The sequence below is a fragment of the Mesorhizobium erdmanii genome (genome assembly GCF_013170725.1).
In the GTDB taxonomy this organism is placed as follows: domain Bacteria; phylum Pseudomonadota; class Alphaproteobacteria; order Rhizobiales; family Rhizobiaceae; genus Mesorhizobium; species Mesorhizobium erdmanii.
This window is the reverse complement of sequence record NZ_CP033361.1, coordinates 1,839,693-1,853,558: the sequence shown is the minus strand read 5'-3', so window position 1 is coordinate 1,853,558 and position 13,866 is coordinate 1,839,693. Positions and strand designations below refer to the sequence as shown.

Here is a 13,866-nt window from a genome sequence, read left to right as displayed (position 1 = left end):
GGAATTGCTCTGAATCCGACTGACATATGGTAGACTGCCGGGCCGGGCAACGGCCGGCAAAGGGGAGGCTTTGCATGGAAAAACGCCGCATCGGCCAGACGGCGCTCGAGGTCACCGAGGTGAGTTTCGGTGGTGCCGCCATCGGCGGCCTCTACCGCGCCTGTTCGCGCGAGGCGGCGATGGAGACGCTGCAAGGCGCCTGGGAGGCGGGCTTGCGCTATTTCGACACCGCGCCCTTCTACGGTTTCGGTCTGTCGGAGCGACGCTTCGGCGATTTCCTGCGCTACAAGCCGCGCGATTCCTATGTGCTGTCGACCAAGGTCGGACGTCTTTTCCGTCCGGTGCCGGAAGACCAGGTGCCCGATCACTCCTATGTCGATCCGCTGCCTTTCGCGGTCGACTACGACTATTCCTATGACGGCATCATGCGGTCGGTCGACTTCAGTTATGCGCGACTTGGCCTGAACAAGATCGATATCCTCTATGTGCACGACATCGGCGCCTACACGCATGGCGTCGAGAAGACCAAGTTGCACTTTCGCCAGCTGATGGATGGCGGGCTCAAGGCACTCGATGAGCTGAAACGCTCCGGCACGATTTCCGCCCATGGGCTCGGCGTCAACGAGGTCCAGATCTGCCTCGACGTGATGCGCCGGGCGCCGCTCGACTGCATCCTGCTCGCCAGCCGCTATTCCTTGCTTGATCGCAGCGCGGAAGTCGAGCTGCTGCCGTTGTGCCTGAAACAACAGACATCGCTCGTCATCGGCGGTGTCTTCAACTCCGGCATATTGGCGACCGGGCCAGTGCAAGGCGCGCATTTCGACTACCAGCCCGCCAGTCGTGATGTGCTCGACCGGGTCGACGCTATGGAGAAGATCGCCGGCGAAGGCGGCTACCCGCTGGCCGCCGCGGCTTTCCAGTTTCCCCTGGATGAGCCAACGGTCGCCACCGTGCTGACCGGGACCGCCAAACTGACGAACCTGACACGCAACCTCGAACTGCTCGAGGTTGACGTGCCGCGGACAGAATACGAAAAATATCGTGCCTACACCGTGGTGCAGACGCTGGCCTGAAGCCGGCAGCAGCGGGGCGCGACTTCACAAAGTCGCGAACCCGCAAAAAGAATGAATGTTCCACATTGACTACGGCATGGAATTAATATTCCATGCCGTAGTGGAACGGAACGGGAGCACTTGGCCGCGTCCAGGGAGGAGCGGCGCCTGAATGTGTCTCTGCCTGCCCAAGGGAGGTCAGGCGCGAAACATCGCTTGCATCGTCCATGTCGATGCACTATCAAAACAGCGTAAATGTTTTTTATTGATAAAGTTCTGTTTAGGGCCCCGCCTATCCTGACGGAGCTTCCGTAACGTTCACCGGGCGACTTAGGGAGGAATCCTATGAAATTCGTGACCAGCATTCTCAACCGCCGTGCCGTGATGGCTCTGGCAGCAGCCTCGATGCTCGCCGGCGTCATGCATACGGCACCGGTTTCCGCTGCCGACGTGACCATTCCGATCATCGTCAAGGACACCACATCGTTCTACTGGCAGATCGTGCTCGCCGGCGCCCGCAAGGCCGGCAAGGATCTCGGCGTCAACGTGCCGGAACTCGGCGCCCAGGCTGAGACCGACGTCAATGGCCAGATCTCGATCCTCGAGAACGCCGTCGCCGGCAATCCGGCCGCCGTCGTCATCGCGCCGACCGAAGCCAAGGCGCTCGGCAAGCCGATCGACGAGGCCGCCGCCAAGGTCAAGATCATCGGCATCGATTCCAGCGCCGACTCCAAGGCCTTCACCTCGTTCCTGACCACCGACAACGTGCAGGGCGGCCGCGTCGCCGCGGACGGCCTTGCCGCTGCCATCGGCGCCGCCAATGGCGGCAAGGTCGAAGGCAAGGTCGCTCTGATCACCGCGCTGCCTGGTGCCGGCTCGCTCGAACAGCGCGCCCAAGGCTTCAAGGAACAGCTCAAGGCCAAGTATCCCGGTCTCGAACTGGTCGCCGACAAATATGCCGACGGCCAGGCCACCACCGGCCTCAACATCGCGACCGACCTGATCACCGCCAACCCGGACCTGAAGGGTATCTTCGCCTCCAACCTGATCATGGCGCAGGGCGTCGGCCAGGCGATCGCCGAGAACAAGCTTGCCGGCAAGGTCGGACTGATCGGCTTCGACAGCGACGAGAAGCTGATCAAGTTCCTGAATGACGGCGTCATTTCCGGCCTCGTCGTCCAGGACCCGTACCGGATGGGCTATGACGGCATCAAGACCGCGCTCGCTGCCTCGAAGGGCGAAAAGGTCGAGGCTAATGTCGACACCGGCGCCAACCTCGTTACCAAGGCCAACATGAAGGATCCAAAGATCGACGCGCTGCTCAATCCGAAGCTCAACTAAGCCTCGGCGCAGCCGCACAGTTTCCGGGGCCTCGTGCCCCGGAAACAGCCATGTCGTTTGGAAATCCGCCGGCCTGGGCTAAACTTGCTCAGACCGGCATCTCAAAGCCTCGCCGCGTGCCAAATCGCGAGGCAATCCGGGAGGCCGATCTGGGAGGATTGTCATGACATCGACGGCACAAAAGCTGCACCCTCACCCCGTGCTGGAGCCCGGCAGGACGATCCTCGAACTGCGCGGGCTCGAGAAGAGATATCCCGGCACCCATGCCTTGAGGCCGGTGAACCTCGCCTTCAAATCCGGCGAAATCCACGCCATCGTCGGCGAGAACGGCGCCGGCAAATCGACGCTGATCAAGCTTCTGACCGGCGTCATGCCGCGCACGTCAGGCGATGTCATCTGGGAAGGCAAGCCGGCGGCGCTGGCAACGCCGCATGAGGCGATGGCGCTCGGCATCAACGCGGTGCATCAGGAAGTCGTGCTCTGCCGTCACCTGACCGTCGCCGCCAACATGTTCCTCGGCGAGGAGAATTCCCGCTTCGGCATCCTGCAGCAGCGCGCCATGGTCAAGGAAGCGCAGAAGATCATCGACGATCTCGGCTTCGACCTGCCGGCGCATGTCGTGCTCGGCGACCTCACCATCGGCCAGCAGCAGCTGATCGCCGCCGCCCGCGCCACCGTGCGCGGCACCAAATTCCTGATCTTCGACGAGCCGACCGCCTACCTCACCCGCAAGGAGGCCGACCAACTCTTCACCCTGATCCGCCGGCTGAAGGGCGAAGGCGTGACCATCATCTATATCAGCCATCGCATGGAGGAAGTCTTCGAGCTGGCCGATCGCGTCTCGGTGCTGCGCGACGGCACGCTGGTCGGCACTAGGAACATCAGTGAGACCAACGACGCCGAACTGGTCAAGCTGATGATCAACCGCTCGATCGAACAGATCTACCACAAGGAGCATTTCACCCCGGGCGCTGCAATCATCGAAGCGAGGGGCCTGTCGGGCAAGGGCTTCGAAAACGTCTCGATGACCGTTCGCGCCGGCGAGATCGTCGGGCTCTACGGGCTGATCGGCGCCGGGCGCAGCGAGTTCGTCACCACGCTTTACGGCCGCCACCGCAAATCAGCGGGCCAGATTCTCTGGGAGGGCAAGGAGGTCCAGGTCAATTCCGAGCACGATGCCATAAAGCTTGGCATGGCGCTGGCGCCGGAGAGCCGCCGCGACCAGGGCCTGTGTCTCAACCTGCCTGTAGGTTTCAATCTCAACCTGCCGATCTACAAGCGCATCTCGAACAATCTTTTGATCTCCGGCTCTCAGGAGAAGACCCAGGCCGACCGCCAGATCGCCGATCTCAGGATCAAGACGCCGACGCGCAACGCGCTGGCCTCCAGCCTGTCCGGCGGCAACCAGCAGAAGATCGTCATCGGCAAATGGCTGGCGCACGGCGCCAAGCTGTTCATCTTCGACGAGCCTACGGTAGGTGTCGATGTCGGCACCAAGGCCGAGATCTACCGCCTGTTCGGCGCGCTGTTGTCGAAGGGCGCAGGCATCATCCTGATCTCGTCCTATTTGCCGGAAGTCTATGAACTTGCCGATACGCTGCATGTGTTCCGTCGCGGCAAGCTGGTGGCGACTCACGGGTTCCGCACCGCCGATCATGAGGAAATTCTCACACAGGCGCTCGCCGAGAAACAAGAAAAGCTGGGAGGAAAGATATGAGCACCGAGGCAGTCCCCGCCGAAAAACCCAAGCGTAATTACAACGCCCTGTTCGGGCTGACGCTGCTGGCGCTGCTGGTGCTGCTCTGGGTCATCCTGTCGCTGGCGACATCGAGCTTCGCCTCGGCCAACAACATCTCGAACCTTTTGCGTCAGGGTTCGATGATCGCCATTCTGGCGGTCGGCCAGACCTTCGTCATCATCACCGGCGGCATCGATCTGTCCGTCGGCGCCGTGGTCGGCTTCGCCACCGTCATCGCCGCGATGCTGATCAATGCCGGCCTGCCGGTTTTCCTCGCCATCCTGATCACGCTTCTGGTCGGCGTCGCCATTGGCCTGTTCCATGGCTTCGGCATCGTCAAGATGGGGCTGCCGCCCTTCATCATCACGCTCGCGACGCTGACGTCGCTGCGCGGCATCGGCCTTCTGATGACGAACGGCAATTCGATCTCGATCAACAACGATGCCTTCCAGGAATTCTCGCGCAACTCCTTCCTCGGTGTCCCCAATCTGTTCTGGATGGTCATCCTGGTCGGCATCCCGGCCTACATCTTCTTGCATCACAGCCGCTGGGGCCGCTATCTCTTTTCGGTCGGCTCCAATGCCGAGGCTTCCCGCCTGTCCGGCGTCAATGTCCAGCGCACCATCTACATGGCCTACACGTTGTCGGGCCTGTGCGCGGCCTTTGTCGGCGTGCTGCTCGCCTCGCGCATCGGCATCGGCAACCCGACCCAGGCCGAGGGCTGGGAGTTGCAGGCGATCGCCTCGTCGGTGATCGGCGGCACCTCGCTGTTCGGCGCGGTCGGCTCGGTGCACGGCCCGCTGCTTGGTGCTTTCATTCTGGCCACCATCAACAACGGCGCCAACTTGCTCAACGTCAACGCCTTCTGGCAGCGCATCATCACCGGCGCGCTGATCATCATCATCGTCTATTTCGACGGGCTGCGGCGCCGCGGCAAATAGGCATCCCCGACCGATCGCCGGTCTGCCGCAACTGGCGGGCCGGTGATTTTCGTGAACAGACTGGACCAGAGAATGAAAGCCGTTGTTTGCCGATCGCCCGGCGACCTTGTCGTCGAAGACCGACCCGCGCCGGGCGCGCCGCCGGCCGGCTGGGCGCTGGTGGCGGTCAGCCATGTCGGCATCTGTGGCACCGACTATCACATTTTCGAGGGCAAGCACCCTTTCCTCGCCTACCCGCGCATCATGGGCCACGAAGTGTCGGGAACGATCGTCGAGACCGGCGACGGCGTCGACCTTGCCATTGGCGAGCCGGTCGTCATCAACCCCTATCTGTCCTGCGGCAAATGCATTGCCTGCCGGCACGGCAAGCCCAACTGCTGCGTCAGGATCGAAGTACTCGGCGTCCATCGTGACGGCGCCATGTGCGAAAGAATTCTGGTCCCGGCGCAAAACCTCTATCCGGCCAACGGCCTGTCGCTGGCCGACGCCGCGGCGGTGGAGTTCCTCGCCATCGGCGCCCATGCAGTGCGCCGCGCCAAGGCCGAAACCGGCGCCCGCACGCTGGTCATCGGCGCCGGCCCGATCGGGTTAGGCACCGCCATCTTCGCCCGCATCGCCGGGCTCGAAGTCAGCCTGCTCGACATGAGCAGCGAGCGGCTCGGCTTTGCCGAAAGCGAGCTAGGCTTCGCCACGCTCGACGGCTCGACGAAAACGGGCGCCGAGTTGGTTCGCGACGCGACCGGCGGTGAAGGTTTCGACGTCGTCTTCGACGCCACCGGCAACACGGCCTCGGTCCAGTCGGCCTTCGCCCATGTCGCGCATGGCGGCGCGCTGGTGCTGGTCAGCGTCGTCAAGGACGACATCGTCTTTTCCGATCCCGAATTCCACAAACGCGAAATGACGCTGATCGGCAGCCGCAATGCGCTGAAGGCCGACTTCGACCACGTCGCCGCCTCGATCCGCAACGGCGCCGTGCCATTGGCGAAACTCGTCACCCACCGCACCACGCTGGAAGACACGCCGCGCGATCTCGCAAGGTGGGCGCATGAGAAATCCGGCCTGATCAAGGCGGTCATCGAGGTCGGGTCATAACATGGCAGACGGTGAACCCGGCCCGAATTGACGCCGCCCTGCGCAGTCGACCCCCACTCCGTCTCGGCTTCGCCGAGCCACCTCTCCCCCGATCGACGGGGTAGAGGAAGGGTGCGAGCCTGTTGCTGCAGCACCTCAACCAGATCGGCTCCTTCTTCCGCCACCAGCGGGCTCCTTTCCTCTCCCTCCGGAGGGGGGAGAGGTGGCTCGGCGAAGCCGAGACGGAGTGGGGGAAGGCGGTCCTCAAATGCCAGGCCGCTGACAAGCGAGCGCGACCGAGCCGGTCTGATATCAGCGTGAGTTAAACAGATCTCGTATCTTCTATAGCGCCGACAGCTTCAGCTCCACCCGCTCGGCCGGAAAGCGCGACTCGGAAAACTGGATCGGCTGTCCATCCGGCGTCACGTTGACGGCCACCGTGACCAGCACGATGGCGCCCGGCTGCAGGTCGAGATCGGCAAGGTCGGCCGCATCGGCATGGCGCGCCGACAGAACGGTCGATTGCCTGAGATAGTCGTCTATGCCGAAGCGGGCCAGCGACGCGGTGATCGAGCCGGTCTCGGCCATCGCCTTGTCGATGCCGGCAAAACGCCTCGCCTCGAACCAGCCGGCAGCGCGCGACACCGGCCGTCCGTCCGCTTCGCCGCGTGTCTCCAACCTGATCACCTCGGTGCCCCTGGCCAGGCCAAGCCCCTCCGCAACGCGCTGGCTGGCCAGCTCGACCGCGGACGAGAGCAGCACGATGTGCCGCTCCGACGTCTGTCCTTGCAAGCCCGTCGAAAAGCGCGTGCGCGCGCCGATCGGATAGGACAGCCGCTTGCGCGACAAAACGAAAGTGCCACGCCCCTGCTCGGCCCGCAGTACCCCTTCCTGGACAAGCGCCGATATGGCGCTGCGCACCGTGTGACGGTTGACGCCGTAGCGCTCGGCCAGTGTCACCTCCGGCGGCAGCGCGGCATTCTCGGCGAAGTCGCCGGTGGCGATCGCTTGCAGGATCCTGTCGGCGATCTGCCGCCACAGCGAGACGCCACTGCGCCGCTCGATGCCGTCGGCCTGCTGTCGTTCGATCATGGATTGCCCCCGCCTTCCATCCGATGTCATCCACCCGTCATGGACTCGCGTTAGGTAATATGTATAATTTGTATAGTTGTCTATATCAATAGACAAATTTAGCAAAGAGGAATGCTGCCTATGCGAGGACAGGAAGCCCGCGACCAGGCCGACCGCAAGGCCGCCATGGCGACGCTGGCGCAATCGAGCGGAGACGATATCGTCCGGCTCTGGAACGAGGCCGGCCTGCCCTCGCAAGCCGAATTGCTGCGCGGTCCCGAGACCGGGCTGGTGACGCTGCGCGGCCGCATCGGCGGCGGCGGCGCCCCGTTCAATGTCGGCGAGGCGACCGTCACCCGCGCCACCGTCCGGTTGCCATCCGGACAGGTCGGCCATTGCTACGCGCTTGGCCGCGACAAGCAGAAGGCGAAGCTGGCGGCGATCGCCGACGCGCTCTGGCAGGACCCTGCCCGCCGCGCCGAGGTTGAGACCAGGCTGATCGCGCCTTTGAGGTCGGCGCTCGCCACTGCCCATGAAAAACGCCGCGCCGAGACAGCGGCGACGAAGGTGGATTTCTTCACCATGGTTCGCGGAGAAGACTGATGGATATTGCGGCACAATCGATCGAGGGCGGTTTCGCCGATCCGGTCTTCAATGCCCAAGCCGTTTTTCGCGCGATCATGGACGCGATGGCGCGGCCGGGCAGCGTGCAGCCTTTGCCCGCCTTGGCCCGCCCGCCTTCGCCGCTCTCGGCAACCGCTGGCGCCGTGGCCCTGGCGCTCTGCGACAACGACACGCCGCTTTGGCTCGACCCGGCCTTGCACGCCTCGGCCGCGATCGTCTCCTGGCTTGGCTTCCACACCGGCGCACCGCTGGCCAACACGGCGGCCGATGCGCATTTCGCCATTGTCGCCGCGCCGGCCGAGATGATGGCGCTCGACGGCTTTTCGCAAGGCACGCAGGACTATCCCGACCGTTCGACCACGCTGATCCTGCAAGTCGGCGACCTGACCTCAGGCGCTCCGCTGCTGCTCGAAGGCCCCGGCATCGAAACCAGCGCCACGATCGCCCCGGCCCAGATGCCGCGTCATTTCATCGAGCAGTGGAAGCAGAACAACAAACGCTTCCCGCGCGGCGTCGACATCATCCTCGCCACCGCGGACGGCATAGCCTGTCTGCCGCGCACCACGCGCATCAAGACGATGGAGGCTTGAGATGTATGTCGCGGTAAAAGGCGGCGAGGCCGCGATTGCCAACGCCCACAGCCTGCTCGCCGATCGCCGGCGCGGCGACCGTTCGGTGCCCGCACTTCGTCTCGACCAGATCGTCGAGCAGCTGGCGCTCGGCGTCGACCGGGTGATGAGCGAAGGCTCGCTCTACGACCGTGAGTTGGCCGCGCTCGCCATTGTGCAGGCGCGTGGCGACATGATCGAGGCGATCTTCCTGGTGCGCGCCTATCGCACGACGCTGCCGCGTTTCGGCTACAGCAAACCGATCGACACCGGTACCATGCTGGTCGAGCGGCGTGTCTCGGCAACCTACAAGGACCTGCCCGGCGGCCAGTTGCTCGGCCCGACCTTCGATTACACGCACCGGCTGCTCGATCCCGAGCTTGCCGCGGGCGCCGATGTCGCCGAGCCGTTGCAGCGCGAGACGGAAGCGCAGGCCATGCCGCGCGTCTCGGCGATCCTCGACCGCGAAGGCCTGATCGAACCGGATGGCGAGATGCCTGGGGATCATGTCCCCGGCGACATCACCCGCGAGCCGCTGGAATTCCCGATGGCGCGCGACATCCGCCTGCAGGCTCTGTCGCGGGGCGACGAGGGTTTCCTCCTGGCGCTCGGCTATTCGACCCAGCGCGGCTATGCCCGCAACCATCCCTTCGTCGGTGAGATCCGCATCGGCGAGGTCGAGCTGGAACTCGACGTTCCCGAACTGCCTTTCGCAGCACCCCTTGGCACGGTGCGGGTCACCGAATGCCAGATGGTCAACCAGTTCAAGGGCTCGGCCAAGGCGCCGCCGCAATTCACCCGCGGCTACGGCCTTGTCTTCGGCCAGAGCGAGCGCAAGGCGATGGCCATGGCGCTCTGCGACCGCGCGTTGCGCGCCTCCGAACTCGGCGAGGACATTGTCGCCGCCGCCCAGGACGAGGAGTTCGTCATCTCACACTCCGACAATGTCCAGGCAACCGGCTTCGTCGAACATCTTAAGCTGCCGCACTATGTCGATTTCCAGGCCGAACTTGACCTCGTGCGCCGCATGCGCGCCGAATACGAGGCGCGGGAGAACCCGGCCAAGGCGGAAGAGAAGCGGGAGGCCGCGGAATGATCGAGGGCCTCTCCCACATCACTTTCATCGCCAGGGATCTCGACCGGATGACTGAAATCCTGACCGGAATTTTCGACGCCCGCGAGGTCTATGCCAGCGACGCCGAGCAGTTCTCCCTGTCGCGCGAAAAATTTTTCCTCATCGGCGACCTTTGGATCGCCATCATGGAAGGCGAGGCGCTGCCCGAGCGCAGCTACAACCACATCGCCTTCAAGATCGATGACGCCGACTTCGACCGCTACGCCGAGCGTGTCGCCGAGCTAGGCCTCGACATGCGCCCGCCGCGTCCGCGCGTCGAGGGTGAAGGTCGCTCGATCTATTTCTACGACGACGACAACCACATGTTCGAACTGCACACCGGCACGCTAGCCGAGCGGCTGAAGCGCTACGCCAAGGAACTTGAGGTCGCATCATGACCGACATCGCCACCTACAACTTCGCCTACCTCGACGAACAGACCAAAAGGATGATCCGCCGGGCGATCCTCAAGGGCATCGCCATCCCCGGCTATCAGGTGCCGTTCGCCTCGCGCGAAATGCCGATGCCCTATGGCTGGGGCACCGGCGGCGTCCAGGTCACCGCCTCAATCATCGGCCCTGACGACGTGCTGAAGGTCATCGACCAGGGCGCCGACGACACCACCAACGCCGTCTCCATCCGTGCCTTCTTCAAGAAGGTCGCCAATGTCGCTGTCACCACCGACACCGCCAGCGCCACCATCATCCAGACACGCCACCGCATTCCCGAACATCCGCTGACCGCAAGCCAGGTGCTGGTCTACCAGGTACCGATCCCCGAGCCGCTGCGCTTCCTCGAGCCGCGCGAGACCGAAACGCGCAAAATGCATGCGCTGGAGGAATACGGCCTCATGCATGTCAAGCTCTACGAGGACATCGCCAAGCATGGCCGCATCGCCACCACCTATGCCTATCCGGTCAAGGTCGAGGGCCGTTATGTCATGGATCCGTCGCCGACGCCGAAATTTGACAATCCCAAGATGCACCGCTCGCCGGCCTTGCAGCTGTTCGGCGCCGGCCGCGAAAAGCGCATCTATGCGGTGCCGCCCTTCACCGATGTCGTCAGCCTCGACTTCGAGGACCACCCCTTCGAAGTGCAGACCTTCGACCAGCCCTGCGCGCTGTGCGCGGCGGAGAATGTCTATCTCGACGAGGTCATCCTCGACGACCATGGCGGCCACATGTTCGTCTGCTCCGACACCGACCACTGCGAGAAGCGGCGTGAAGAGGGCCATCGCGGCCATCTTGCTCCGGAAACCCATCCCGCCTCGGAAACCCGTTCTGCTTCAGAAAAAATGGAGCCGGCCCAATGACCGACGAACCGCTGCTGCGCGTCTCGGCGCTGTCCAAATTCTACGGTTCGCGCGTTGGCTGCGACAACGTCTCCTTCGACCTTTGGCCGGGCGAAGTCCTGGCTGTCGTCGGTGAATCCGGTTCCGGCAAGACGACGCTGCTCAACTGCCTGTCGACGCGGCTGCTGCCAAGCTCCGGCACCGCCAGCTACCGCATGCGCGACGGCCAGTTCCGCGAGCTCTACCGCATGAGCGAGGCCGAACGCCGCTTCCTGATGCGAACCGACTGGGGCTTTGTCCACCAGAACCCGGCCGACGGCCTGCGCATGACGGTGTCGGCCGGCGCCAATGTCGGCGAACGTCTGATGGCGGTCGGCGACCGTCACTACGGCAAGATCCGCGCCACTGCCGTCGACTGGCTGTCGCGCGTCGAGATCGAGGAAGACCGCATCGACGACGAGCCGCGCGCCTTTTCCGGCGGCATGCGCCAGCGCCTGCAGATCGCCCGCAACCTCGTCACCGGCCCGCGGCTGGTTTTCATGGATGAGCCGACCGGCGGCCTCGACGTCTCGGTGCAGGCACGCCTGCTCGACCTCTTGCGCGGGCTGGTCACCGACCTCGGCCTCGCGGCCATCGTCGTCACCCACGACCTCGCCGTGGCGCGCCTTCTGTCGCAGCGCATGATGGTGATGAAGGACGGCCGCGTCGTCGAAAGCGGCCTCACCGACCGCGTGCTCGACGACCCGCGCGCGCCTTACACGCAGCTTCTCGTTTCATCGATTTTGCAGGTGTAGCCGCATGATCCCGAAAAGTGGAAGCAGGTTTTCGGATCAGATCATGCGGCAAAGCAAAGGACTTTGACATGCCAACCCCGCTCGTTGTTTCCGACGTCGCCAAGAGCTTCACCATGCATTTGCGCGATGGCATCAAACTGCCCGTTGTCGCGGGGGTTTCCTTCTCCATCAAGGCTGGCGAATGCACTGTGCTCGGCGGCCCCTCCGGTGCCGGCAAGAGCTCGATCCTGAAAATGCTCTACGGCAATTATGCCGTCGATGAAGGCCAGATCATCGTCAATCACGAGGGCGGGCTGATCGACCTCGCCCATGCCAGCCCGCGCGCCGTGCTTTCCATACGCCGGCAAACGATCGGTTATGTCAGCCAGTTTCTGCGTACCGTGCCGCGCGTCTCGGCGCTCGATGTCGTCGCCGAGCCGCTGGTCGAACGCGGCGAGGACCGCGAGGCGGCCAGGGGCAAGGCACGCGCGCTGTTGGCGCAGCTCAATTTGCCGGAAAAACTCTGGGCGCTGCCGCCGGCGACTTTCTCCGGCGGCGAGCAGCAGCGCGTCAACATCGCGCGCGGCTTCATCACCGAGCATCCGATCCTGCTGCTCGACGAGCCGACCGCCTCGCTCGACGCCAAGAACCGCGACGTGGTCATCGAACTCATCGCCGCCAAGAAGACGGCTGACGTTGCCCTGCTCGGCATCTTCCACGACCACGATGTGCGCGAAGCGGTGGCCGACCGCATCATCGACGTCACCGCCTTTGCTCCGGGAAAACTCGCCGCATGACCAGGAAATTGTCGGAGACGCCGCTGGTGCACCCGACGGCGGAAGTGCACAACTCGACGCTCGGCCGCTGGACCGAGATCGCCGACCGCAGCCGAGTTTCGGAGAGCGAGCTCGGCGACTATTCCTACATGATGCAGGATTGCGCCGTCTGGTGTGCGAGGATCGGCAAGTTTGCCAACATCGCGGCAAGCGTGCGCCTCAACGCCACCAACCACCCGACCTGGCGGCCGACACTGCACCATTTCACCTACCGCGCCTCGGACTATTGGGACGACGCCGAGCATGAGAGCGAATTTTTCGCGGAGCGCCGCGCCAAGCGCGTCACCATCGGCCATGACACCTGGCTCGGCCACGGCTCGACGGTGCTGCCCGGCGTCACCATTGGTGATGGCGCGGCGGTCGGCGCCGGTGCGGTGGTTTCAAAGGATGTCGCACCCTACACGATCGTCGCCGGCGTGCCGGCCAAGCCGATCCGCGAGCGCTTCGACCGCCGCACCACCGAGCGCTACCAGGCGCTCGCCTGGTGGGACTGGGACCATGCCAGGCTGCGCGCGTCACTGAACGATTTTCGCGAACTGTCGGCCGGGGCGTTTCTGGAGAAATACGAGGGATAGTCTCTCACATCGTCGTCATAGTAGAGGCCCGTTCATATCCTTGACACAGGACTCGGACAGGACGCCATCTCCCCAAGGAGATTGCCATGCTCGACACCGTCAGACCCTCGCTCGCCGGATTCTTTGCCGGCTCGAACCCCACCACCCCAGTGCATCTCGGCACACGCTACGACACATCAGGCAATTTCCTGACCGAGCCCGGCAACACCGTCGTCAGCCATCTGGTCGGCGGCTCGCCCTCCGAAGCCGTGGTGCTTGCCGTACGTGAGAAGATGCTGGCCATGCCCGACGCCGACCGGCTCGCCTTCACCCCCGTCTCCAGCCTGCACATGACGCTGTTCCAGGGCATCATCGAATATCGCCGCCGCCTGCCCTACTGGCCGCAGGACGTCCCGCTCGACACCAGCATCGATGCCATGACCCGCCTCTATCTGGAGCGCCTGAAAGGCTTCCAGGGTGCCGGCCCATTCAACATCAAGGTGGTCGAAATCGTGCCCACGGGCCTTACCGTCGCCGGCGCGACCGACGACGACGTGCGCGTCATGCGTCAATGGCGCGATGCGCTGGCGGCACCGTTCGGCTACCGGCACCCCGATCACGACGCCTACGTCTTCCACATCACCTTCGCCTATCAGATCCAGCGTCTGGCCGACGACAGGGCCGGCGCGTGGCAGGCCCTCTTCGACGACTGCCTGGCACTGTTCGCAAGGCAGGCTCCGGTGATCGAGATCAAGGCGCCTGCCTTCTGCGCCTTCCGCGACATGAAGCATTTCGAGGAATTGCTGGTGCTCGGCTGAAGCGCGACGCGCTTCAGCCCTCACGCCTGTGGAG

15 protein-coding genes are annotated in these 13,866 nt (G+C 64.1%); 14 read left to right on the top strand and 1 reads right to left on the bottom strand.

The genetic code is table 11. The features are described from left to right. The first annotated feature begins 74 nt into the window (after positions 1 to 74). From EB233_RS08940 to EB233_RS08920, 5 genes are all read left to right on the top strand, one after another. Positions 75 to 1,073, top strand: coding sequence for an aldo/keto reductase (locus EB233_RS08940; protein ID WP_064991947.1), 999 nt, complete (start codon positions 75 to 77; stop codon positions 1,071 to 1,073). 324 nt (positions 1,074 to 1,397) lie between these two features. Further along, positions 1,398 to 2,393 carry an ABC transporter substrate-binding protein gene (locus EB233_RS08935; protein ID WP_027054397.1) on the top strand — a complete coding sequence of 332 codons (996 nt, stop codon included), beginning with the start codon at positions 1,398 to 1,400 and terminating at the stop codon, positions 2,391 to 2,393. A 163-nt stretch (positions 2,394 to 2,556) separates the two neighbouring features. Further along, entirely contained in the window at positions 2,557 to 4,110 is a 1,554-nt protein-coding gene (locus tag EB233_RS08930) for a sugar ABC transporter ATP-binding protein (RefSeq protein ID WP_064991946.1), read from the top strand. Continuing rightward, complete coding sequence (locus EB233_RS08925; RefSeq protein WP_064991945.1) at positions 4,107 to 5,072, top strand: ABC transporter permease; 966 nt, start codon at positions 4,107 to 4,109, stop codon at positions 5,070 to 5,072. Before EB233_RS08930 ends, EB233_RS08925 begins: the two co-directional genes overlap by 4 nt. Before the next feature lie 72 nt (positions 5,073 to 5,144). Then, positions 5,145 to 6,164, top strand: a complete 1,020-nt coding sequence (locus tag EB233_RS08920; protein WP_064991944.1) for a zinc-binding alcohol dehydrogenase family protein — start codon at positions 5,145 to 5,147, stop codon at positions 6,162 to 6,164. Between the two features lie 321 nt (positions 6,165 to 6,485). Here the strand turns inward: EB233_RS08920 and phnF are convergent, their stop codons facing one another. Continuing rightward, entirely contained in the window at positions 6,486 to 7,235 is a 750-nt protein-coding gene (gene phnF, locus EB233_RS08915) for a phosphonate metabolism transcriptional regulator PhnF (RefSeq protein ID WP_064991942.1), read from the bottom strand. Positions 7,236 to 7,355: 120 nt separating this feature from the next. Here phnF and phnG point away from each other — a divergent pair, with 120 nt between their 5' ends. The 9 genes from phnG (at position 7,356) to EB233_RS08870 (ending at position 13,832) form a co-directional block, all read left to right on the top strand. Then, positions 7,356 to 7,817: a phosphonate C-P lyase system protein PhnG gene (phnG, locus tag EB233_RS08910; protein ID WP_064991941.1), complete on the top strand. Its 462-nt coding sequence runs from the start codon at positions 7,356 to 7,358 to the stop codon at positions 7,815 to 7,817. Beyond that, complete coding sequence (gene phnH, locus EB233_RS08905) at positions 7,817 to 8,428, top strand: phosphonate C-P lyase system protein PhnH (protein ID WP_064991940.1); 612 nt, start codon at positions 7,817 to 7,819, stop codon at positions 8,426 to 8,428. Before phnG ends, phnH begins: the two co-directional genes overlap by 1 nt. Before the next feature lies 1 nt (position 8,429). Next, positions 8,430 to 9,542: a carbon-phosphorus lyase complex subunit gene (locus tag EB233_RS08900; protein ID WP_064991939.1), complete on the top strand. Its 1,113-nt coding sequence runs from the start codon at positions 8,430 to 8,432 to the stop codon at positions 9,540 to 9,542. Beyond that, complete coding sequence (gene fosX, locus EB233_RS08895; protein WP_064991938.1) at positions 9,539 to 9,958, top strand: FosX/FosE/FosI family fosfomycin resistance hydrolase; 420 nt, start codon at positions 9,539 to 9,541, stop codon at positions 9,956 to 9,958. The genes EB233_RS08900 and fosX overlap by 4 nt, the downstream gene beginning before the upstream one ends. Then, positions 9,955 to 10,872: an alpha-D-ribose 1-methylphosphonate 5-phosphate C-P-lyase PhnJ gene (locus EB233_RS08890; RefSeq protein WP_064991937.1), complete on the top strand. Its 918-nt coding sequence runs from the start codon at positions 9,955 to 9,957 to the stop codon at positions 10,870 to 10,872. The genes fosX and EB233_RS08890 overlap by 4 nt, the downstream gene beginning before the upstream one ends. Further along, positions 10,869 to 11,645 carry a phosphonate C-P lyase system protein PhnK gene (gene phnK, locus EB233_RS08885; RefSeq protein WP_015315654.1) on the top strand — a complete coding sequence of 259 codons (777 nt, stop codon included), beginning with the start codon at positions 10,869 to 10,871 and terminating at the stop codon, positions 11,643 to 11,645. Before EB233_RS08890 ends, phnK begins: the two co-directional genes overlap by 4 nt. Before the next feature lie 68 nt (positions 11,646 to 11,713). Next, positions 11,714 to 12,421, top strand: coding sequence for a phosphonate C-P lyase system protein PhnL (phnL, locus tag EB233_RS08880; protein WP_064991936.1), 708 nt, complete (start codon positions 11,714 to 11,716; stop codon positions 12,419 to 12,421). Further along, on the top strand, positions 12,418 to 13,035 hold the full coding sequence (locus tag EB233_RS08875) for a DapH/DapD/GlmU-related protein (RefSeq protein WP_064991935.1): 618 nt from the start codon (positions 12,418 to 12,420) through the stop codon (positions 13,033 to 13,035). Before phnL ends, EB233_RS08875 begins: the two co-directional genes overlap by 4 nt. Positions 13,036 to 13,121: 86 nt before the next feature. Beyond that, the gene (locus EB233_RS08870) at positions 13,122 to 13,832 is read left to right on the top strand and encodes a DUF1868 domain-containing protein (RefSeq protein ID WP_064991934.1); all 711 of its coding nucleotides are present in this window, start codon (positions 13,122 to 13,124) and stop codon (positions 13,830 to 13,832) included. Positions 13,833 to 13,866: the final 34 nt, after the last annotated feature.

Bases quoted from the DNA above. Each gene is read 5' to 3' on its own strand.
- EB233_RS08940 (WP_064991947.1), top strand. From the start codon at position 75: ATGGAAAAACGCCGCATCGGCCAGACGGCGCTCGAGGTCACCGAGGTG.
- EB233_RS08935 (WP_027054397.1), top strand. From the start codon at position 1,398: ATGAAATTCGTGACCAGCATTCTCAACCGCCGTGCCGTGATGGCTCTG.
- EB233_RS08930 (WP_064991946.1), top strand. From the start codon at position 2,557: ATGACATCGACGGCACAAAAGCTGCACCCTCACCCCGTGCTGGAGCCC.
- EB233_RS08925 (WP_064991945.1), top strand. From the start codon at position 4,107: ATGAGCACCGAGGCAGTCCCCGCCGAAAAACCCAAGCGTAATTACAAC.
- EB233_RS08920 (WP_064991944.1), top strand. From the start codon at position 5,145: ATGAAAGCCGTTGTTTGCCGATCGCCCGGCGACCTTGTCGTCGAAGAC.
- phnF (WP_064991942.1), bottom strand. From the start codon at position 7,235: ATGATCGAACGACAGCAGGCCGACGGCATCGAGCGGCGCAGTGGCGTC.
- phnG (WP_064991941.1), top strand. From the start codon at position 7,356: ATGCGAGGACAGGAAGCCCGCGACCAGGCCGACCGCAAGGCCGCCATG.
- phnH (WP_064991940.1), top strand. From the start codon at position 7,817: ATGGATATTGCGGCACAATCGATCGAGGGCGGTTTCGCCGATCCGGTC.
- EB233_RS08900 (WP_064991939.1), top strand. From the start codon at position 8,430: ATGTATGTCGCGGTAAAAGGCGGCGAGGCCGCGATTGCCAACGCCCAC.
- fosX (WP_064991938.1), top strand. From the start codon at position 9,539: ATGATCGAGGGCCTCTCCCACATCACTTTCATCGCCAGGGATCTCGAC.
- EB233_RS08890 (WP_064991937.1), top strand. From the start codon at position 9,955: ATGACCGACATCGCCACCTACAACTTCGCCTACCTCGACGAACAGACC.
- phnK (WP_015315654.1), top strand. From the start codon at position 10,869: ATGACCGACGAACCGCTGCTGCGCGTCTCGGCGCTGTCCAAATTCTAC.
- phnL (WP_064991936.1), top strand. From the start codon at position 11,714: ATGCCAACCCCGCTCGTTGTTTCCGACGTCGCCAAGAGCTTCACCATG.
- EB233_RS08875 (WP_064991935.1), top strand. From the start codon at position 12,418: ATGACCAGGAAATTGTCGGAGACGCCGCTGGTGCACCCGACGGCGGAA.
- EB233_RS08870 (WP_064991934.1), top strand. From the start codon at position 13,122: ATGCTCGACACCGTCAGACCCTCGCTCGCCGGATTCTTTGCCGGCTCG.